This is a genomic window from Pseudomonas sp. NBRC 111133 (assembly GCF_001320605.1).
GTDB classification, from domain to species: domain Bacteria; phylum Pseudomonadota; class Gammaproteobacteria; order Pseudomonadales; family Pseudomonadaceae; genus Aquipseudomonas; species Aquipseudomonas monteilii.
In genome coordinates, this window is record NZ_BCBJ01000114.1 from 1 (window position 1) to 21,462 (window position 21,462).

Below are 21,462 nucleotides of genomic sequence, written 5' to 3' on the forward strand. Positions count from 1 at the left end.
CCCGCCGCCACGGACCGTCCGATGCCCAGACGCAACCGCTACCTGATCGCCCTGCTGTTGTTGATCCTGGTATTGGCCCTGTTCGGCTACCTGTGGCGCGACACCCCGCCAGCCGCACCGACCCTGCCGGCACACAGCTACGCCAAGGCCCTGCGCCAGGCCCACGACGGCCAGCCCGGTGCGGCACGGGTGCTGTATCAGCAATTACAACGTAATGACTTGCCCGCCATCCGGCGTGCAGCACTGTACGCCGAACTGCCCAATTACCCCTCGCCCCAGGCATTGAAGCTCGCCCGCCAGGACCTGGAGCATGCCGACCCGCTGGTGCGCCGAGCGGCCATTGCCGGTATCCGCCGTCTGTTACCGGCGGCGCAGCGTAGCCTGGTGCTCGGCCCGCTGCTGGACGACGACGAGCAAAGCGTGCGTTTTGCCGCCGTGGATGCCCTGCTGGGCCTCGACCCCGACGCCATTGGCCTGTATTTCGGCCCGCTGCAAGCAGCCCTCGAGCAATACCAGCAAGCGCTGGAGCAACAGCCCGAGGATGCCGATGCCCAAGTGCACCTGGCGCGCCTTTATCTGCACGAGAACGACTACACCCAGGCCGCCACAGCCCTGCAACGAGCGCTGGCGGTCGCCCCCGGTAACCTCGACGCCCTGGCTACTCAGGTACGCCTGCTCGAGCGCCAGGGGCATCACGATGCCTCCCGCCAGGTGCTGGGGCAAGCCTTGGCGCTAAGCCCCGACTCGTCCTTTCTGCAGTACGAGCTAGGGCTTTGGCTAAACCGCCACGAACAGCGCGAATATGCCTTGCTGGCCCTGTCCCGCGCCGTCGAGCTGGAGCCGGACAACGCTGACTACCGCTATACCCTGGCCGTTACCCTGCATGAGCTGGGCCAACTCGACGCCGCACAGAAGCAACTGGAAACCGTGCTCAATCGCCAGCCAGCCAATCGCCGGGCGCGGGTGCTGCTGATTCAGTACTCGAAGGAGTCCGGCCAGCTTCAGAACGTGCAGGTGCTGCTGGCCGAGCTGGAGCGGCAAAACCCTGACGACCCCGTGCTGCAACAGGGCTTGTAGGTAACGACTGACTTTTTGCGCGGTCGGCCTGGCCAACCTGCAGGCGCGCCTGGCCGAAGGTGCAGGGTTGGCAATCATCGCCGAACAAGCGTTCAGCCAAGGCCCGAGCGCATCGCTGCAGGCCTTCATCGACCAACAACCGAGCTGGTCGGATTTGCCTATCGTGCTGGTCGCCCAGCGGCGTTAGCAACCATCCGGTGGGCAACCTGGTATTGCTGGTGGCACCCTTTGAAAACGCCCAGCTGTTGCACATGACCCAGTCCGCGCTGCGCAATCGGCCAAGGTACCCAGGTAGACCTTTACCTGCCGCGTCATACCGGCCCGGTCAGACAATCGCGTCAGCCGGCGCAACCTGTGCATCCTGACGGCGGCCGACATGTACTGATCGTCGAGGACGACCTACATGTGCGCCAGTTGCTGTGCCAAATGCTGCGCGATGAGGGGCTCACCTGCCACAGCGCCGCCAACGCCAACGAGGGACTGAAGGTGCTGCGCTCGACACAAACGGTGAATCTGCTGATCAGCGATGTCGGCCTACCCGGCATGAACGGCCGGCAACTGGCCGAGATTGCCCGCAGCCTGCGCCCACACTTGCCGGTGCTGTTCATCACCGGGAACGCGGAAACGGCCATGGCCCGCGAGTATTTCCTGGGGGCGGGCATGCATTTGATCTGCAAGCCGTTCGAACTGAAGCAACTGCAGGCTCAAGTGTCGCAAATTCTTGGCAAGCCGTGATGCCATTATTCATCAAGCATGCGTAGCGCTTGGTCGGCAAGCTCCGCCAGCAGAAATGGCTTGCTCATCAACGCCGTACCCGGCTGATCGAGCAATTGCGCTTCGATGGGCTGGTCCGCATAACCGGTAATGAACAGGATTTTCTGTTGCGCAATCTGCGTGCGCATGGCGCTGGCCAGTTGCCGGCCACTGAAAACGCCAGGCAAGCCGATATCGGTGATCACCAGGTCGAAGGGGCCAGCATGGCGGAAGCGTTCCAGGGCAGTGTTCGCATCGCCTGCTACCGTCACGTCGAAACCACGCTCGGCCAGGTATTCGTGCATGACCACGCGCAAATTCACCTCGTCATCCACCAGCAGCAGGCGTTCGCCCCGGGCCACGCGCTGCGAGGGCGGTGCGGGCTTTGGCTCTTCCGGAACGGGCTCATGCCACCTTGGGAAAAGCATGGAAACCTTGGTGCCCCGCTCCGGGACAGACTCGATCCAGACATACCCGCCCGATTGGCTGACAAAACCATACACCATCGACAACCCCAGCCCGGCCCCACGCCCGACGGGTTTGGTGGTGAAGAACGGTTCAAAGTCCCTGGCGATGTCCGCTGCCGACATAACAGAGCCGTCGTCCTCGACATACAAGGCTACGTAGTCGCCAGGTGGGAGGCCCCGCGCATCCGGAAAAGCACTGGTCAAGCGCTTGTTGACCGTACGCAACGTGACACTGCCCTGCGTCAGACACGCTTCCCGGGCGTTGGTGCATAGGTTGATCAAGGCATTTTCAAGCTCATGAACGTCCAGGTTCACCGCCCACGGCACTACATCCAGCTGCCAGTGCAAGCCAACCTCCGCGCCCAACGTCTTCAGCAGCAATGGCTCGCAAAGGCGTAGTTGCCGATTGAAGTCCAGCGGCCGGGTGGCCAAGGGTTGAGGGCGAGAGAGCGCCAGCAGGCGGTGAGTCAGTTCCGTGGCGCGTTGCACCGACTCGCGCGCTACTTCCACGTAGGCATCCACCCCCTCCAGGCGTCCCTCCCGCAGGCGCCGTTGCAACAACTCAAGGCTGCCGTTGACCCCGGACAGCAGGTTATTCATTTCGTGGCCCATACCCCTCGCCAACTGGCCGACCACCTGCATACGCTCGCTGTTACGCATCAGCGCCTTGGACCGACGTGCAAGCTCGTCGCGATCTCCGGTAATGTCTCGGCCAACCGCCGTCAGCAGCCTGCCATCAAACCGCGCGTTCCAGCGAAACCAGAGGTAATGACCATCACGGTGCCGCAGGCGGGTCTCGATCTGTTCCGTGTTGCTGTCTTGCAGCAGCCCGGACACTGCCAGCTGCACGTCGGCGCGATCAGCCGGGTGCACCAGGTCCAGCACCGGCATATCCTGCACCTGCGCTTGGGTCCAGCCCAGAATGCGGTACCAGGCCGGGTTGACGGCATGCAGTTTCAGTTCCGCAGTCACCGTCATCATCGCGTCGCGCGACAGTTGCCACAACTGTTCGCGCTCAGCCACATGGCGCTCGACCGGCTGCTCAAACCCCAGCGCCTGCGCGCGCCAATGGTGGGGCGCCTCGACACTGGCTGTCGTTTCGATCACCGTATGCAGAAAACCCGCCACATTGCCCAGCTCATCATGCAAGGGTGCAAAACCGAACGCGCACCATATCGGCTCCTCGCCCGCGATGCCGGGAACACTCAGGGGGAGATCCTCGACAAAACTCGAGCGCCCCTCCAGCGCCTGGAACACCCGGGATCCCACTGCCGGCCAGACATCGTGCCACAGCCTATCGAACGCGACACCCAAGGCGTCCGGAACTGCCCGCAGCATCCTGTAACCTTCGTTGTGCACCACACAAAGGTCAGCCCCCCAGACCACGGCACAAGGGAACGGTGACAACTGCATCATGTCGACGGCAATACGCAACGAAGCCGGCCAGCGCGGCAATGGCCCGAGCGAAGTACGCCCCCAGTCGAACCGTGCAATCCGCTGCGCCATCAAGTCGACCGGCTGCGAAACAGGCGGCTGCAGCATGACCGGCTGCAAAGGCCCGCGTGGCGTACTGTTTGCGACCAATATCGTGACTCCAGCAATGCTCCGGGTTGGCCACGGTGCTACCTGAACAGGCAGGCTCACCCGTGGAATCTGTTCACGTTAGCACAGCACGCACCACGTACCATGGCGCACTTGCAGGGGGCAGCTATGCTAATTAGGTTTTCCCTTGGGCCAGGGAGCACCGGCCTGTCTAGGTTGCCGAGAGGAGCATGGTCATGAGCAAGAAAATGCTGGTAGTGCTGACCAATACAGCCAAATACCCAACCCTCAAGCGGGCGACCGGGTTGTGGCTGGGCGAGGCCGTGCACTTTGTCGAGAAGGTCGAAAAGGCCGGCTACACGGTCGATTATGTTAGCCCACAGGGCGGCTACGTGCCCATCGACCCGCACAGCCTGCAGATGGCTCCAGAGCTGGACTGGCAATGGTATGACGACAAGCGCTTCATGACGCGCCTGGGCACCACCTTGAGCCCCGATCAGGTAAAGGCCGACGAATACGGCGTCATCTACTACACCGGTGGGCATGGCGTGATGTACGACTTTGTCGATAACCCGCCCCTGCAGGAGCTGGCACGCAAAGTCTACGAAAAAGGCGGCATTGTAGCGGCGGTCTGCCACGGCGTGGTTGGCCTGCTCAACATCAAGCTCAGCGACAAAAGCTTGCTGCTGAAAGGCCGCAAGGTGACCGGTTTCTCAAATATCGAGGAGCAACTGGCCGAACTGGACAAAGTAGTCCCATTTTTGACGGAAAACGAGCTAGGTGGCCGCGGCGGCGAGTACAGCAAGCATGATGATCCGTGGATGCCATACGTGGTCGAGGATGGTCGATTGATCACAGGGCAGAACCCAGCCTCGACCGCCCTGCTCGCCGAACATGTACTGGCAAAACTCAAGGCGAGCTAAAGCCTGACATCAACCTTGTAGTTTTCCTCTGCCGCATACTGCACAAGGACTACAGCCGATCGGCCATTGAATGCATAGGCTCAGGGTTCAGTTGTTCACCCCGAACAGCTTCGGCCCGGAGAGCGATTGCCCTATGTTGAAAATCCTGAACGCAGGATACCGCCTGCGGGAGCTGTTGCTGCTCATCACGGTGGGCCTTGTACCTGTGATTTCCGGTTTGTTGGTGATGATTGTTCAGCTGGAGATGAAGCTTTCGGAAAACGCCGCCATCTCTGTTCAGGAGGCTGTGTTCAGCATTGACCAGGCGCTGAACAGGATGCATGAAGCTGCCCAGCGCGCCTTGCCGCTCGCAGGCAAGCCATGCGACAGGGTCAAGAGCGCATTACAGGAGCAAGTTGTGAGCCGCTCCATGATCCGATCGCTGACCTTGGTAGAAGGTAATGAAGCCTCCTGCAGCAGCACTTCAGATTCTTTGGAATACCTATCGTCCTTTGCCGGGTCCGGCCAGCAGGTCGAGTTGTCCTATGGGCAACCCGACAAGCGCCGCAAGCTGCTGGTCAACTATTACTTGCAGGGGAATCATGGCGGGGTAATCGTGACCGCCTATGCCCTTTTGCTACGCAACGAACTGGACGCTTTTCAGGATGGCCTGACACTGCTGCTGGAGTTCGACGACCGCTACATCTGGAGCAAAGGCGATAGTCGAGACACACAGCGCCCTTCGCAGCCCGAGTTTTTTGCGAGCGCGCTGTCGAACAAGTATGGGTATAGGGTAAAAGGCGGTTACGCCGAAGGTTTCACCGCCAAGGAAATTCAGCAGTCAATGGTGCAGATCTTTCCCTCACTGATGCTGGTAGGGATCGTGACCGGCTCGATCGTGTATCTGGGCCTGTACGGGGCGAGAGCCCACAGCCGTGAGGCGACCGCCAAGCATGCATGATGGCGGCGCCCCTCAGGCTGGATCAGTCGGTGCTCAGCACTCCACGGCGCACCTGGTCCCGCTCGATGGATTCAAACAGCGCCTTGAAGTTGCCTTCACCAAAGCCATCATCACCCTTGCGCTGGATGAACTCGAAGAACACCGGACCAAGCAGGGTTTCCGAGAATATCTGCAGCAGCAGGCGCTTGTCTTCGGGCTGCGAAGCGCCATCGAGCAGGATGCCACGCGCTTGCAGCTGATCCACCGGCTCGCCGTGGCCAGGCAGGCGCTCTTCGAGCATTTCGTAATAGGTTTGTGGTGGCGCCGTCATGAAGCGCATGCCGAAGCCCTTCAGGGCGTCCCAGGTCTTGAGCAGGTCGTCGGTGAGGAAGGCGACGTGCTGGATGCCTTCACCGTTGAACTGCATCAGGAACTCTTCGATCTGCCCGGCCCCCTTGGACGACTCTTCGTTGAGCGGGATGCGGATCATGCCATCGGGCGCAGTCATGGCCTTGGACGTCAGGCCGGTGTACTCACCCTTGATATCGAAGTAGCGGATCTCACGGAAGTTGAACAGTTTCTCGTAGAAGCCGGCCCAGTAAGCCATGCGCCCGCGGTAAACGTTATGGGTGAGATGGTCGATGATTTTAAGGCCCGCACCTACCGGGTTGCGATCCACGCCTTCGATAAAGTTGAAGTCGATGTCGTAGATCGAACTGCCTTCGTCGAAGCGGTCGATCAGGTACAACGGCGCACCACCAATGCCTTTGATTGCCGGCAGGCGCAACTCCATCGGGCCGGTTTCGATTTCTACCGGCTGGGCACCCAGCTCCAGGGCGCGGGCATAGGCTTCATGGGCATTGCGCACGCGGAACGCCATGCCGCACACCGAAGGGCCGTGTTCCGCCGCGAAGTACGAGGCGATGCTCTTGGGTTCGTTGTTCAGGATCAGGTTGATGCCACCCTGGCGATACAGGTGCACATCCTTGGAGCGGTGGGTAGCCACCTTGGTGAAACCCAGTATCTGGAAGACCGGCTCGAGTACGCCAGGCGTAGGCGAAGCCAGCTCAATGAACTCGAAGCCCATCAGGCCCATTGGATTGTCGAAGATATCAGCCATGTTCGTGTCCTCATCTGCAGCGAAAAATTATTGATTGCGTGGGATGTGGAACAGAAACGGCGGTGAGCACGGGATGCCCCGCACGCTGCGAGCGAGGAAGTCACCTATGATCAGCTTGAACCCATGGTATGTCATATGGACCCATTCTCGGCGGGCTTGATCCTTCGGAGCTGAAGGACCTTATTGTTGTATTCGTAAACGGATTCTACATTGCGTAAAATGGTTTGTCGCGTTTTAGTTGGTCCTGAGCGCCGACAAACGGCTATGCTCTCGTTATCTCTCATCGTAGCCAGGTCAGCATGCCCCTTACCGTAAAACGCCGCGCCGCATTCAGCTGGCGTACCCTGTTGCCCTGGGGCGTCGGCGTGCTGCCAGTGGTGTGCGGCCTGGCCATCATGAACTGGCAGGTCGAGCGCGAGATGCAGGCCAGCAGCCAGGCCACCACCCGCCAGGCGGTGGAGCACGTCGAACGCATCCTCGACAACCTGTCCAGTGCTGCCAATGCATTGCTGCCCCTGGCTGGCGGCCCCTGCGATCAGGCCCAGCTCACGCTGCGTGCCCAGGTTACCCGCAACGCCTTCGTGCGCTCGACCAACCTGTTCAGGCACAACAACCTGTATTGCACCTCGCTGTTCGGCGAGTTCGACGAACCGGTCAACGCCAGTGACTATATCGACGGCAAACTGTGGCTGATGGACGGCAACTCGGTCACCCCGGGGCACGCGCTGCTGGTGTACCGTGTTAGCGACGGCGACAAAGGAGCAATCACCACGGTGGATGGCGACCACCTGCTAACGGCACTGCGCCTGATCGGCCCTGACGAAGACTTGCAAATCCGCGTGGGCGATGCCTGGATGGGCAAGGACGGTGTCGTGCACAAAGGCGTACCACCTGCCGCCGCCAGCGCCAACGTGCTGCTGGGTTCGACCCGTTACCCGTTCAGCGTGCAGGGCGGCTACAGCACCGGCAAACAGGGCCAGCTGTTACGCAGCCACTACCCTGCCCTCATCAGCTTGCTGCTGGTGCTGGGTGCCGTGGCGGCGCTGGTATGCCGCTGGCAGATTCGCCGGGCCACCTCTCCCCGCGCCGAGCTGGACCGGGCGCTGCAGGCCGACGAGTTTCTGCCGTATTTCCAGCCTGTGGTGCGCAAGGGTGACTACCGCTGGGCCGGTGCCGAAGTGCTGATGCGCTGGAACCACCCGCGCGAGGGCCTGGTAAGGCCCGACCTGTTCATCCCTTATGCCGAGCACAGCGGGCAGATCGTCGCCATGACCCGTGCGCTGATGATGCAGACCGCGCAAAGCCTGGCGCCCTATGCGGGGTTGCTGGAGGACGGGTTCCATATCGGTGTCAACATCACCGCCGATCATTGCCGCGACCTCAGCCTGCTGGACGACTGCCGCACCTTCCTGCAGCACTTTCCACCGGGCCGGGTGGTGCTGACCCTGGAGTTGACCGAGCGCAACCTCATCGAGCCTACCCCGGTGACCCTGGAACTGTTCGAAAAGCTCCACGCCATGGGTGTGATGATTGCCCTCGACGACTTCGGCACCGGCCAGTCGAGCCTCAACTACCTGCGCCAGTTCCAGGTCGACTACCTGAAAATCGACCAGAGCTTTGTCGCCATGATCGGCGGCGATGCGCTGTCCGTGCACATTCTGGAAAGCATCATCGACCTGTCGGCCAAGCTGGGCCTGGGTATCGTGGCCGAAGGTGTGGAAACGAACACCCAGCGCGACTACCTGGCCAGCCATGGGGTGGACTTCCAGCAGGGCTACCTGTTTGCCAGGCCCATGCCGGCCGCCCAGTTCCTGGAGGCACTGGCCACACGCCCGGGCGCTGCGCAGTTGCCGCAAGGCGCGGCCCCTGAGATCATGCGCGGCTGATCCACCCGCTCAACTCCCCTATTCGAGGCACTCGTGTCAAAAGGCATCGTTTCATCGGTCATGGCGTCCTGTCTGTTCGCTGTGATGTATTTCTATACCTCGCTGCTCACGCCACTGGATGGCGAAGAGATCTTTGGCTGGCGCACCCTGCTGACGCTGCCCTGCCTCACCTTGTTCATGCTGGTCTCGAAAGACTGGAAACGCGTGGGCGAGCTGCTGGCCCGGGTAAAGCGCACGCCTGTCCTGTTGCTGGGCATGGTCGGTACCTCGTGGCTGATGGGCGTACAGTTGTGGCTGTTCCTCTGGGCACCCTTGCATGGGCGCAGCCTGGAAGTGTCGATGGGCTATTTCCTGCTGCCACTGGCCATGGTCCTGACCGGGCGGCTGGTGTACGGCGAGCGTCTATCACGCCTGCAAAAGGTGGCCGTGGCCTGTGCCGCACTGGGCGTGGGCCACGAGCTGTACCAAAACGGCAGTTTTGCCTGGGAAACCCTGTTGGTGACGATCGGCTACCCGATCTATTTCGTGCTGCGCCGACGCTGCCGCACCGACCACCTGGGCGGGCTGTGGTGCGACATGTGCCTGCTGCTACCGTGGGCGTTGTACTTCGTTATCCAGGGCCCGCTTTCCAGCGCTGACCTGCAAGCCCACCCTGGGCTGTATGCGTTGATCCCGATCCTTGGGGCGATCAGCGCCTCGGCCCTGATCGCCTACGTGCTCGCCAGCCGCATGCTGCCATTTAGCCTGTTCGGCCTGCTCAGCTACGTCGAGCCCGTGCTGCTGGTGGGCGTGGCGTTGCTGCTGGGCGAAACCATCGGCCCGGATCAGTGGCTGACCTACCTGCCGATCTGGGCCGCGGTGCTGGTGCTGGTGCTCGAGGGTTTCAAGCACCTGCTGCGTCAGCGTCGCCGTTCGGTGTAAGCCGAACCTGGCGCACCCGCCGCTCTTCCACCGCCTCCACGGTCAGCGTCCAGCCATTCCAGGCCAGGCGGTCACCCACCATCGGCAGGCGGTCGAGCAGGCTCATCACCAGGCCGGCGAGGGTCTGGTAGTCCTCGGTAGCACGGGCACTGAAGCCGGTACGCGCATGGACCTGGCTCAGGTTCAGCGCACCACTGACCACGAAGCCCTCGCCCTCCTGGACAATGCCGGGGCCTTCAACCTCGCTGGCATCCGGCAGTTCACCGGCAATCGACTCAAGGATGTCGGTCATGGTCAGCAGGCCGGTGAAGTCACCGAACTCGTTGACCACGAAGGCGATGTGAGTCGACTGGCCACGCATCTGCTCCAGGGCGTTGAGAATGCTGAAGCTCTCCAGCAAATTCAGCGGCACACGCGCCATGCCTTCCAGGTCCGGCTGGCTGCCCGACAGCAGCTCCTTGAGCAATTCCTTCTTGTGCACGAAGCCCAGAGGCTCGTCGACACGGCCATTGCGGATCAGCGGCAGGCGCGAGTACGGCGAGTTGGCCAGGGCCTGGGTAATGGCGTCGGCCGGTTGCCCCAGGTCGATCATGTCGACCTCGGCACGGGCGGTCATCACCGTACGGATAGGCCGCTCGGCCAGGTTCAGCACGCCACTGATCATCACCCGCTCACGGCGGTCGAACAGCACCTGCTCCTCACCCCCCTCGACCAGGTCGGCGATTTCCTCACCCACTTCGTCCGCCTCAACACGGCGGCCACCCAGAAGGCGCAGCACGGCATGGGCAGTGCGTTCACGCAACGGCCGGTGCTGCTGCAAGCTGCGCTTGCGGCGGGCACGGGCCAGCTGGTTGAACAGCTCGATAAGGATCGAGAAGCCGATGGCCGCGTACAGGTAGCCTTTCGGGATATGGAAGCCCAGGCCTTCGGCGGTCAGGCTGAAACCGATCATCATCAGGAAGCCCAGGCACAACATGATGACTGTGGGGTGGGCGTTGACGAAGCGGGTCAGCGGTTTGCTGGCAACGATCATGATACCGATCGAGAAAATCACGGCGATCATCATTACCGACAGATGCTCGACCATGCCCACCGCGGTAATGACCGCGTCCAGGGAGAACACCGCGTCAAGCACCACGATCTGCGCCACGATCGGCCAGAACGCAGCATGACGCAGCGTACCACTGGCCTGGGTTACATGGCCCTCAAGACGTTCATGCAGTTCCATGGTGGCCTTGAACAGCAGGAACACACCACCGAACAGCATGATCAGGTCCCGGCCGGAGAAGCTCTTGCCGAACACTTCGAACAGCGGCGCGGTGAGGGTGACCATCCACGAGATGCTGGCCAACAGGCCCAGGCGCATGATCAATGCCAGGCTCAGGCCAATCACCCGCGCGCGGTCACGCTGATGCGGCGGCAGTTTGTCTGCCAGGATGGCGATGAACACCAGGTTGTCGATACCCAGCACCAGCTCAAGGACGATAAGCGTCAACAGGCCTAGCCAGGCCGTGGGATCGGCTAGCCATTCCATTAGCGGGTACTCACAGGGGAAGCGTCACGAGGACGGGGGAAGGATGGCCAGAAAGGCCGAAAACTGGGGGGCTCCGCGAAGGTGCTCATATAGACCTTGTTAACAAATTGGGAAAATGATCCTACAAGCAGCACTGGTTTCTGTGATAGCGCAAAACTATTACAAAATCTGTATCAGGTGTGGGGCGGCATTTAGGGGGTACTTTTCTTCAATACCCTCGACAGCCAAGGGCTGAAAATAACGGTTCCTTCCAGCCACCGGATCTTTCTCATGAGCCTGTCCCTGTCCATGGCCGCCTTCGCACTGGCGGCGTCGATTTCCCCCGGCCCGGTCAACATCATTGCCCTGGGCAGCGGCGCCAACCATGGCTTACGCGCCAGCCTGGCGCATGTGGCCGGCGCCACGCTGGGCTTCTGCCTGTTGCTGGTGCTGGTCGGGCTGGGCCTGCATCAACTGCTGCTGCGCTGGCCGCTACTGGGCCTGCTGTTGCACTGGGGCGGCGTGGCGTTTCTGCTGTACATGGCGTGGAAGCTGGCCCGCGACGACGGCCGGCTGACCGGCACACACTCGACAACAGCGCCTTCAGCCTGGCACGGCGCGGCAATGCAATGGTTAAACCCCAAGGCTTGGCTGGCGGCAGTGGCCGGGGTCGGCGCTTACACGGGGGGTGAACAGCACCTGCTGTGGCTCTTTGCCTGGATCTATGGCCCGATCTGTTTTGTTTCGGTTGCGTGTTGGGCATGGGCCGGGAGCATGATTCGCCAGTATCTGGGCAACCCACGGCACGTGCGCTTGCTCAATCGAGGGTTGGCGGTGTTGCTGGTAGGCAGTGCTGTCTACCTGGTTATCTGACGCCAGCGGCATCGCGGTAATGCCCCGGTGTCGCCGCCAGGTGCTGCTTGAATGCCCGCTGCAGGTGCGCCTGGTCGGCAAACCCGGCCTCCTGCGCCACCTCGGCAATCGCGCGGCCTTGGCGCAGCTGCGCCCTGGCCAGCTGTACGCGCTGATCGAGCAGGTAGCCATGCGGCGTCAGCCCGAAGCGTTGGCCAAATGCACGAATCAGGTAGGAACGTGACAGGCCGCAGGCGGTGCAGATGTCTTCCAGGCTCAGCGGATCGCTACGATGGGCACGTATGAAGGCTGCCGCCGCGTCCAGCCGTGGGTTGCCTGCTTCACCCTCGCCAGTTTCACCCGAGAGAAAGCCCGGCAATGCGCAAAACAGGGTCGCCAGGCGCGCCTCCCTGTCAGGCACGCTGGCGTCGAACAGGTCGGCAAAAGCCTGCATCAAACGTTGGTACAGCGCAGGCGAGCTACTCCAGGTTTGCGTCGGCAAGGTGAAACCCAGCGCCTGTAACCAAGGCATGTCGACAAACAGCATCAGGTAGGACCAAGGCTCGCCATCGATGGGGTTGCAGGTATGCACCACGCCCGGGTTCATCAGCACCGTGGTGCCGGCCCCCACCTCAATGCGCAGGCCCCCGTTCAGGTAGGTGCTGCGTCCACCGGTGATCACACCGATGGAAAAGCTCTCGTGGGAATGTGCGGCATAACACACCTGCCGCCCGTCCCCTACCCGCCGGGCTTCGACGAAGGGTAACGCAGGGTCACGCCAGAACCGTGATGCCTCTATCATCCTCTCGCCCACGCGTTGCTCAGATGCCCCGATACTACACGGTTATCGCGCAAACAGATCGAGCGTGCGTTCCACTTCACCGATATCGATCCTGAAACCATCGCCCTCCGGTATCCCCACCACAAAGCCGAACTGCTGGTGGTCGCGATCCGTCAGGTATTTGTAGTAGCTGACAAACCGGTTAGGCGGCTGCAAGGTCAGCAGGCTACCGCCAGGCTGCAGCACATTCACGCCATGTACCAACTGGCTACCCTCTACGCCAATGACCACGTTTGCCCCGGCACAGGCTGCGACAATACTCGGTACATCAGACTTCAGCGGGTTGACCACGCGAAAACCACGGGTAACCCGCAGATGCTCGGCAAGCTCCAGCTCATTGCGCAGCAGGCGCAGGTCGCCGTCGCCGCCCCGCAGCAGGAACACGCCTGGGTGCGGGGCATGCGGCACATGCGACAGCAGCTTGTCCCCCATGGCCCGGTAGCGGGCGTGGCGGCTACGGTTGTTGCTCTGGTCATCGAACAGCACCAGCTCACGGAAAAACGCACTGCGCAGGCGCAGCGGCTTCATGTCCAGCCAGTCTTCATAGGCGGGGGCCTGGGTGAACAACGGGTATTTGGCCGAGGGGGCGGTGGTCACCGGGATGCCTTCGTTACAGGCCAGCGCATAGGTCGGGCAATCTTCCATCAGCCAGGTGCCGAACCAGGAGTTGCCGTTTTGCGTGCAATAAATGGCTGCACGATCGATTTCGTTGTCCACGATGATGCCCGGAAAGGTGCTGGGTTTCAGTGACAACCAATGGCTGGCCTTGCCCTTGTACAACGCACCATCGACCAGCCACACATTCTTGATCAGGTAACCCCGGGTTGGCCCTTGCAGCGTACTGATGCCGCCCTCCATGGTGCGCGCAGGGTGTACGTAGGGGTAAAAACGCTTGCCCTCCCAGCCCGTCACCCGCTCCAGCTGGCCGGGCAGGTAGATGGCCGGTGGCGACACCGTGGTCTCGCCCGGCGCAATGTCCCAGCTCCTGGTAGCCACACTCTTGAGGTCAATGGCCGTGTTCTTGCCCAGGCGTTTTCGGGCCATGTAGCGGTAGGCAGCCAGTGTCCAGGTGTGCTGCTTGGCTGCGGGCGATGCACTGAACTGCGAGATGTCGCTTCCCATGAAGCGTCCTCCCTTGGTAACGAAATCAGAAACCGGGCGCATCGCGCCCTCTCAACGCATCCCTGGCTAACACTCAGTTGGACATCACCCTTTCCATCGCGGGGGGGGATTGCAGGTTGGCATACCGGCTGCGCAATGCTTCCACAAACGGTTCGCCCGCACCGTTGCCGCCATACAGGTAAATCTTGTGCAGCCCGCCAAACACCATTTCGTGGTAGCGGCTGGCAAATTCTTCTTCACTCGGCCCCTCGGGCAACCCCAGGTGCAACGTGAGTTTGTCGCCTTCGACCGCGAACATCGGCGTGTCCCACAAAAACTTTGCCGTGCCGGCCTTGGGCAAGCGAACGAACAGGTAGGCATGGTTGCCCAACGAGTCGATATCGCCGCCACGCCGGCGCTTCCACTTCAACAGCCCGTCATCTGGCCGCGCCAGGCACAGGCCGATGTCGTAATAATCGAAACCCTGTTCCAGTGCCCATTCAAGGGCCATGAACGTGGTGATGGAGTTCACTTCACGCAACTTCTTGGCATCGGAAAACACCGCTTCGCAATAACCAAAGCGCAAGGTGCTCCAATAGCGCTTGCCGCCGCGCACCACTTCGCACCCCAAATGGCAGCCGATTACCTCATCGCCCAAGGTAATCAGGTCGAGCCGGCCAACGCCCTTGGCGATCCGGAACACTTCGTTGGTGGGGAACTGTGCCGCATGAATGCCTTGTCTGGCCGTGGCATAGGGGCGCAGCAGGTCTCGGTCAGCCATGGCGATCTCGTCGTCCGAGAGGGTTTGGCGCATCTGGTAAAGTGGGCGGTTCTTGCGGATGCTGCGGCGCAGTTCGCTGTCGTACCGGGCCGTGATGTCTTCCAGCGGGCGCCCCAGCGGCACCACGGCACTCAGGTAATGCGGCACTGACAACGCGCCTGAGGTGGGCACTTCGCTGATCACCACAACATGGTTGGCCGCCACAGTCGCGCTTGCACCCTCCACGATCGACGCACTGCCCTGGCCCTTGCCGCCAATCAGCAGTTTGGCCATTTCCCGTTGCTGCTTGCGCCCTATGTAGAGGATTTCGTACGGGCTTTCCTGCTGCATCCGGAACCTGGCAACTTCCCAACGCCAGAAACAGGCACGCGCCAGCACTTCACGCACCTTGCTGGCCAGCAGCCTCATTTCGTAGCGCATGGAGGGCGACAGGAGTTTTCGCGCCACAGCCGTCAAGGTCTCTTTCATTTCTTCTTCGACGTCCTTTGAAGTGCTCTATGGTCTATCGGAAAAAGAGAAAAAATCAGCAAAAACACCTAACGTCTTGATTTTTATAGTATGAGCTCAAACTTATTTATCACATTCAGTAACAATTTAAGATGCCTGCAAACGCTTTGGCAAGCGGCCTCCCGCTAACTTTAGATCAAGTTTCATGGCGTCAAATTTCCTGCATGAAGTCCATACCCGACAAGCACTTTGCTATAACCGTGCCCGGTGCGCGCCGATGCAATTATCACTTCGCTATCAATCGATAACCCTTGATGCCGTCTTTGCATAACAACCCTAGAATCCGAAGGCAGCCTGTCGACAAGCACGAGGGGCCCTGTTGAGCCAGACTGGTGTTTTTTCGGCAGCCGGTGCATGCTCGCAGCTGAAGCGATTCACCCGGCTTGAAACCCGCCCCGCTAAGTGAGGTGCAGTACCCATGGACCGTCTGCTCGATTCACTCTTCCCCAACGCCGATAGCATTCCGCAAATCTGGCGCCTGGAAGCCCCCCTGGAACAACGTGATTACCTGGTGAACGGCGAGCTCAGGCGCTGGGACGGCCCCTTGGCCACGGTACGCAGCCCCGTCTGGCTCAAGGAAGGCGGCGAAGAACGCCAAGTGGTGCTGGGCAGCGCCCCACTGCTTGATGCCGACACCGCCCTTACCGCGCTCGACGCCGCCGTTCAGGCCTACGACAAAGGCCGTGGTACCTGGCCGAACATGCGTGTGGCCGAGCGTATCCAGCACGTCGAAACCTTCCTGGCACGCATGCGCGAGCAGCGCCAGGCCGTGGTCAAGTTGCTGATGTGGGAGATCGGCAAAAACCTCAAGGACTCGGAAAAGGAATTCGACCGCACCTGCGACTACATCGTCGACACCATCAACGCCCTCAAGGACCTCGACCGCCGCTCCAGCCGCTTCGAGCTTGAACAAGGCACGCTGGGCCAGATCCGCCGGGCGCCGCTGGGTGTCGCCCTGTGCATGGGGCCCTACAACTACCCGCTCAACGAAACCTTCACCACGCTGATCCCCGCGCTGATCATGGGCAACACCGTGGTGTTCAAGCCCGCCAAGTTCGGTGTGCTGTTGATCCGCCCGCTGCTCGAAGCCTTCCGTGACAGCTTCCCGCCCGGGGTGATCAACGTGATCTATGGTCGAGGCCGGGAAACCGTGAGCGCGCTGATGGCCAGCGGCAACGTCGATGTGTTCGCTTTCATCGGTACGCACAAGGCCGCCAGCGACCTGAAAAAGCTGCACCCACGCCCTCACCGCCTGCGCGCCGCGCTGGGGCTGGATGCCAAGAACCCGGGTATCGTGCTGCCCCAGGTCGACCTCGACAACGCCGTAGAAGAAGCGGTCACCGGTGCGCTGTCGTTCAATGGCCAGCGCTGCACGGCACTGAAAATCCTGTTTGTCCACGAGGATGTGGTCGATGCCTTCCTCGACAAGTTCCAGCGCAAACTGGCCGCGCTCAAGCCCGGCTTGCCCTGGGAGCCCGGTGTAGCACTGACACCGCTGCCCGAGCCTGGCAAGGTCGACTACCTCGACGGCCTGGTCGCCGATGCCACGGCCAAGGGCGCTCGAGTGCTCAACGAAGGTGGCGGGCAGAGCCGCGGCTCATTCTTCTACCCAGCCTTGCTGTACCCGGTCAGCCAGGCCATGCGCGTGTACCACGAAGAGCAGTTCGGCCCCCTGGTGCCCGTAGTGCCCTACCGCGACCTGCAAACCGTGATCGACTACGTGCTGGACTCCGATTACGGCCAGCAACTGAGCCTGTTCGGCAACGACCCGGCTACCATCGGCAGCCTGGTCGACACCTTCGCCAACCAGGTCGGGCGCATCAACATCAATGCGCAGTGCCAACGTGGCCCGGACACCTACCCGTTCAACGGCCGCAAGAACAGCGCCGAAGGCACCCTGTCGGTGCATGATGCCTTGCGTGTGTTCTCCATCCGCACTCTGGTCGCCACCCGCTTCCAGGAGGCCAACAAGGCGCTGATCAGCGAAATCATCCGCAACCGCCAGTCGAGCTTCCTGACCACCGACTACATCTTCTGACGGCCGCGCTTATAGGAAATCGATCTAGGGCCATTGTCGATTTTCCCTCTGTGCAAACGACTCTAAGCAACAGGGCGCCCTCCGGCGCCCACTGCGAAGGAGAGTCGAACATGGCAGCCAAACCCATCCCCGAAGGCCAGCACAGCCTTACCCCGTACCTGGCCATCAACGATGCCGCCAAGGCCATCGAGTTCTACAAGCAGGCCTTTGGCGCGGTCGAGATGTTCCGCCTCGATGCCCCAGGTGGCCGTGTGGGCCATGCCGAGCTGAAAATCGGTGATTCGTCGCTGATGCTGGGCGACCCCTGCGACATGGAGGGCGGCCTTACCGCCAGCCAGAAACTCAGCGGCGCAGGCGTGGGCCTGCACTTGTATGTCGAAGACTGCGACAAGGTCTACGCTCAAGCATTGGCGGCCGGCGGCACCCAGTTGCACCCGTTGACGGACCAGTTCTACGGCGACCGCAGCGGCACCCTGAAAGACCCGTTCGGCAACATCTGGTTCGTCTCCACTCACAAGGAGGACCTCACCCCGGACGAAATTCGTGCCCGTGCCGCGAAGCTGTTTGGCGGCAACTGAGCGGCAAGTTGAAAGCAGCGCGACTTTGCTTGAAGCTTGGGGCTCGTAGCTTGGAGCTGCTTCATGCGAATCATCGACAAATCCGCCGCCCAGGTGCGCAGCCTGACCCCCGCCGAAGAAGAGCTGCTGGTCGGCTTTGCCACCGGTAGCCTTGGCGGCCCGCGCCTGCTGCAGGCCAACCAGCTGCTGATGAACGTGCGCAACGCAAACCAGTGGCTGGCCTGTGACTGCCGCAACGACGCCTTGCCGGTGCTCAATGTCACCCTTAACGGCAGTACCGGCACGCTGTTTCTCAAGAACAACCCGGGCACGGCAGAACACGCGCCTGGCTGCCCGTTCACCAAGGACGAGCGGGAGGCAGCCGAGCGTGAAAACGACCCTGCCCCACCTGCGGCCTGGCTGCCACCCGACACGCCGCTACGCCTGATCGGCGACTTCCGCAGCTCCACCAGCAGTGCCAGCGGCGAGGGCAACGACCGCCGGGAACAACAGCGCCTGCTGTCGCTGCTGCTGACCTGGATCGAAACCAGCGGCCTCAACCTGTATGCCACCCACCTGAAAAAGGACCTGACCACCCAGTTTGCCGAACTGCGCAGCGTTGCCAGTCGCTACCCGCTGCTGGAGCGGGTGCCCGCCAGCAACTACCTGGAAACCCGCCTGGACATGAAGCACATGATGATGCTCAAGGCCCGCCTGCGCGATGCCTCTGTGTTCGGCAACCACCGCCGGCACGGCTTGCTGCTGGACTGTGTCGACCAGATCAAAGGGCGCAAGCTGTTCAACAACCGTAATGAAGACGGCTTCGATTTCCAGGGGCACCACCTGTATTGGGGCGGTAGCCGTACCACCGGGCCGCTCCTGGCGCTGATGATCTACTCGCCGACCAGCGCCGGCAGCCATTTCTATGAGCTGATCCATGTGGCCAGCGTACCGGTACTGTCCCGCGCTCACCTGTTCCCGGTGTACCGCGACGAAGAGCGCGAGCCGCTCAAGGCGCTGGTGTCGTTGATTGACTGGATGGCCAGCAAAGGTGTGAAAGTGCAAATGCGCAGGCCGGTGATTGGCGGGCAGGTCATGGATGAACTGGTGCTGACCTCCGACCGGGACCGGGTGCTGTCCGTGTCGTTGCTGGAACAGCCGATCGGGCCTGAGCCGGATGCCGAGAATTTCAAGCGTTATGCCGACTTCAAGAGCATGGAAACCTTCAGCAGATTCGTTGCCGGCTTTTTCATGCGGGAGCGTTGAAATCCCAGGGCCGCTTTGCGGCCCATCGCCGGCAAGCCAGCTCCCACAAGTACTGCATAGCTCTTCAGCATTGCGCGGTCCCTGTGAGAGCTTGCTGTCGGCGATGAGGCCAGTACAGGCAGCCTCAAGCTTTCAAGTCAGCCCAGGAACAGCTTGTAAGCCGGGTTATCGGTCTCATCCCAATACCGATACCCCATCTCATCCAGCGCCAACGGCAACCCCGCTACCTCGTCCCCCGGCACCTCCAACGCCGCGAAAACCCGGGCCTCTGCCGCGCCATGGTTGCGGTAATGGAACAGGCTGATGTTCCAGCGCTTGCCCAGCCGCTCCAGAAAGCCCAACAACGCCCCAGGCCGCTCGGGGAATTCGAAGCGCATGACCCGCTCATCAGCCCCCGGTGCAGCATGGCCACCCACGGTATGGCGCACATGCAGCTTGGCCAGCTCGTTTTCGGTCAGGTCCAGCACGCTGTAACCCTGCTCGCGCAGGTTGGCCAGCAACTGCTCACGCGGATCGTGAACAGGGTGGGTCTGCACCCCGACAAACAAGCGCGCCTCTTTACCGGGGTAATAGCGATAGTTGAACTCGGTGATCTGCCGCTTGCCCAGCGCCTGGCAAAACGCGCGGAAGCTGCCCGGCTGTTCCGGAATGGTCACAGCGATGATCGCCTCGCGCTGTTCCCCCAGCTCCGCCCGCTCGGCCACATGGCGCAGGCGGTCGAAGTTGACGTTCGCCCCGGAATCGATGGCAACCAGGGTCTGCCCCTGTACGCCGTCGCGTGCCACGTATTTCTTGATCCCGGCCACCGCCAAGGCGCCGGACGGCTCGGTGATCGAACGGGTATCGTCATAGATGTCCTTGATCGCCGCACACAGCTCATCGCTGCTCACGGTCACCACCTCGTCGACGAAGTGCCGGCACAGCTCGAAACAATGGGCGCCGATCTGCGCCACCGCTACACCATCGGCAAACGTACCGACCTGCGGCAGGATCACCCGCTCGCCAGCGGCCATGGCAGCCTGCAGGCAGTTGGAGTCTTCCGGCTCCACGCCGATCACCTTCACCTCTGGGCGCAGGTACTTCACATAGGCAGCAATGCCGGCGATCAAACCGCCCCCACCGACCGGTACGAAGATGGCATCCAGCGCACCCGGGCGCTGGCGCAGGATTTCCATGGCCACCGTGCCCTGCCCGGCGATCACGTCCGGGTCATCGAACGGCGGCACAAAGGTAGCGCCTTCGCTGTCGGCCAGCTTCAACGCGTGTGCCAGGGCGTGCGGGAAGCTTTCACCGTGCAGCACCACATGGCCGCCACGTGAACGCACCCCTTCCACCTTCAGCGATGGCGTGGTGGTGGGCATGACGATGGTGGCTTTCATGCCCAGGTGCGAGGCTGCCAGGGCGACGCCTTGGGCATGGTTGCCGGCCGAAGCGGTAATGACCCCGCGCTCACGCTGCGCACGGGTCAGGCGCGACAGCCGGGTGTAGGCACCACGGATCTTGAACGAGAAGGTAGGCTGCAGGTCTTCGCGCTTGAGCAATACCTGGTTACCCAGGCTGGCAGACAGGGCAGGCGCGGCTTGCAGGGGCGTTTCGATGGCCAGGTCGTACACCGGGGCGGCAAGAATGCGCCGCACCTGCTCCGACAGCAGTTGCTGGGGGGTGACGGCAGTACGCGGGACGCTGAAGCTGGTCATCGATGACTCCTTGGCTGTTTTCAGTTTGCCCAGGAGTCAGAGAGAAGAAACCCGCCTCCAGGGCGGGTTCGGTGCACGTACGCGCTAGCCCGCCAAGCTGATAATGGCGGTAATAATAATGGCGTTCACGTTCGGGAATGTATTCATGGGGTAGGAACTTAGCCGGTAGCGCGGCACAAAGTCAACACTTGGCTTGCTGCGCCGAAAGCGGCACATCGAACACCTTGTCGAACCCCCACTGGAAGACAAAGGCGTAAACGAAGAAGAACACGAACAACGCCAGGTTGGTCAGCAGTGCCGCCCACAGGCTGACGTCCAACCAGTACGCCACCAGCGGCAGCAAAATCACCACCAGCCCCCCCTCGAAACCCAGTGCATGCAGCAAGCGCCGCATGAAAGTGCGCTCCCGCTGGTGCTGGCGCGCCTCCCAACGTTCGAACACCCAGTTGTAGCCCATGTTCCAGCTCATCGCGATGCCCGACATCAGCACCGACAGCACGGTCGAATGCGCCATGCCGGCACCGAACGCCAGCTCCAGCGCAGGCGCCACGCAGGCCACAGCGATGGCTTCGTAAAGAATGGCCTGGACGATCTTGCGCGCCTTGCCTTGCATGTTCAGCTCCCTGGGTAAACGACCTGTAAAACTACAAGATGTGGCCCACAAGAAAAAGCCCAAATTTGGACAACCTCGCATTCGGCTG

At 61.7% G+C, this 21,462-nt stretch carries 17 protein-coding genes and 1 pseudogene; 10 read left to right on the top strand and 8 right to left on the bottom strand.

Translation table 11 applies throughout. The features are described 5' to 3' along the window. The first annotated feature begins 21 nt into the window (after positions 1-21). Complete coding sequence (locus APH36_RS24910; RefSeq protein WP_060500907.1) at positions 22-1,077, top strand: tetratricopeptide repeat protein; 1,056 nt, start codon at positions 22-24, stop codon at positions 1,075-1,077. 10 nt (positions 1,078-1,087) lie between these two features. After that, positions 1,088-1,812 (top strand): annotated as a pseudogene (locus APH36_RS31220) (response regulator); the annotation flags it as partial. 5 nt (positions 1,813-1,817) lie between these two features. Here APH36_RS31220 and APH36_RS24920 read toward each other — a convergent pair. After that, positions 1,818-3,881: a PAS domain-containing sensor histidine kinase gene (locus APH36_RS24920; protein ID WP_060500911.1), complete on the bottom strand. Its 2,064-nt coding sequence runs from the start codon at positions 3,879-3,881 to the stop codon at positions 1,818-1,820. A gap of 194 nt (positions 3,882-4,075) precedes the next feature. Between APH36_RS24920 and APH36_RS24925 the strand changes: the two genes are divergently transcribed. Both APH36_RS24925 and APH36_RS24930 read left to right on the top strand, forming a co-directional pair. After that, the gene (locus APH36_RS24925; RefSeq protein WP_060500913.1) at positions 4,076-4,762 is read left to right on the top strand and encodes a type 1 glutamine amidotransferase domain-containing protein; all 687 of its coding nucleotides are present in this window, start codon (positions 4,076-4,078) and stop codon (positions 4,760-4,762) included. Between the two features lie 133 nt (positions 4,763-4,895). Continuing rightward, positions 4,896-5,702, top strand: a complete 807-nt coding sequence (locus tag APH36_RS24930; RefSeq protein ID WP_060500914.1) for a CSS-motif domain-containing protein — start codon at positions 4,896-4,898, stop codon at positions 5,700-5,702. Between the two features lie 22 nt (positions 5,703-5,724). On the opposite strand, the gene hppD is transcribed toward APH36_RS24930, so the two are convergent. Further along, positions 5,725-6,801 carry a 4-hydroxyphenylpyruvate dioxygenase gene (gene hppD / locus APH36_RS24935; protein ID WP_016714000.1) on the bottom strand — a complete coding sequence of 359 codons (1,077 nt, stop codon included), beginning with the start codon at positions 6,799-6,801 and terminating at the stop codon, positions 5,725-5,727. A gap of 299 nt (positions 6,802-7,100) precedes the next feature. On the opposite strand from hppD, the gene APH36_RS24940 reads away from it, so the two are divergent. Both APH36_RS24940 and rarD read left to right on the top strand, forming a co-directional pair. Continuing rightward, entirely contained in the window at positions 7,101-8,687 is a 1,587-nt protein-coding gene (locus tag APH36_RS24940; RefSeq protein ID WP_060500916.1) for an EAL domain-containing protein, read from the top strand. A gap of 33 nt (positions 8,688-8,720) precedes the next feature. Then, positions 8,721-9,608, top strand: coding sequence for an EamA family transporter RarD (gene rarD, locus APH36_RS24945; RefSeq protein WP_060500918.1), 888 nt, complete (start codon positions 8,721-8,723; stop codon positions 9,606-9,608). Here rarD and APH36_RS24950 read toward each other — a convergent pair. After that, positions 9,571-11,142, bottom strand: coding sequence for a TerC family protein (locus tag APH36_RS24950; RefSeq protein ID WP_060500921.1), 1,572 nt, complete (start codon positions 11,140-11,142; stop codon positions 9,571-9,573). The two genes, rarD and APH36_RS24950, sit on opposite strands and share 38 nt — an antisense overlap. 270 nt (positions 11,143-11,412) lie before the next feature. Here APH36_RS24950 and APH36_RS24955 point away from each other — a divergent pair, with 270 nt between their 5' ends. Continuing rightward, entirely contained in the window at positions 11,413-11,994 is a 582-nt protein-coding gene (locus tag APH36_RS24955; protein WP_060500923.1) for a LysE family translocator, read from the top strand. On the opposite strand, the gene APH36_RS24960 is transcribed toward APH36_RS24955, so the two are convergent. From APH36_RS24960 to APH36_RS24970, 3 genes are all read right to left on the bottom strand, one after another. Then, positions 11,987-12,775 (bottom strand): AraC family transcriptional regulator, encoded by a 789-nt coding sequence (locus APH36_RS24960; protein ID WP_060500925.1) that lies wholly within the window; start codon positions 12,773-12,775, stop codon positions 11,987-11,989. The genes APH36_RS24955 and APH36_RS24960 overlap by 8 nt on opposite strands. A 42-nt stretch (positions 12,776-12,817) precedes the next feature. Beyond that, positions 12,818-13,936 (bottom strand): glycosyltransferase 61 family protein, encoded by a 1,119-nt coding sequence (locus tag APH36_RS24965; RefSeq protein ID WP_060500927.1) that lies wholly within the window; start codon positions 13,934-13,936, stop codon positions 12,818-12,820. Positions 13,937-14,009: 73 nt separating this feature from the next. Beyond that, positions 14,010-15,164 carry a hypothetical protein gene (locus APH36_RS24970; protein WP_060500929.1) on the bottom strand — a complete coding sequence of 385 codons (1,155 nt, stop codon included), beginning with the start codon at positions 15,162-15,164 and terminating at the stop codon, positions 14,010-14,012. 457 nt (positions 15,165-15,621) lie between these two features. Here APH36_RS24970 and APH36_RS24975 point away from each other — a divergent pair, with 457 nt between their 5' ends. From APH36_RS24975 to APH36_RS24985, 3 genes are all read left to right on the top strand, one after another. Further along, positions 15,622-17,241, top strand: coding sequence for an NADP-dependent glyceraldehyde-3-phosphate dehydrogenase (locus tag APH36_RS24975; RefSeq protein WP_060500932.1), 1,620 nt, complete (start codon positions 15,622-15,624; stop codon positions 17,239-17,241). A 110-nt stretch (positions 17,242-17,351) separates the two neighbouring features. Then, the gene (locus tag APH36_RS24980) at positions 17,352-17,819 is read left to right on the top strand and encodes a VOC family protein (protein ID WP_060500934.1); all 468 of its coding nucleotides are present in this window, start codon (positions 17,352-17,354) and stop codon (positions 17,817-17,819) included. 63 nt (positions 17,820-17,882) lie between these two features. Further along, a complete protein-coding gene (locus APH36_RS24985; RefSeq protein WP_060500936.1) occupies positions 17,883-19,064 on the top strand; it encodes a hypothetical protein in 1,182 nt (393 codons plus the stop codon). A 137-nt stretch (positions 19,065-19,201) separates the two neighbouring features. Here the strand turns inward: APH36_RS24985 and ilvA are convergent, their stop codons facing one another. Together ilvA and APH36_RS24995 are read right to left on the bottom strand one after the other, a co-directional pair. Beyond that, positions 19,202-20,761 (bottom strand): threonine ammonia-lyase, biosynthetic, encoded by a 1,560-nt coding sequence (gene ilvA, locus APH36_RS24990; protein WP_082426453.1) that lies wholly within the window; start codon positions 20,759-20,761, stop codon positions 19,202-19,204. 181 nt (positions 20,762-20,942) lie between these two features. Continuing rightward, entirely contained in the window at positions 20,943-21,374 is a 432-nt protein-coding gene (locus APH36_RS24995; protein WP_060500938.1) for a PACE efflux transporter, read from the bottom strand. Between the last annotated feature and the right edge of the window lie 88 nt (positions 21,375-21,462).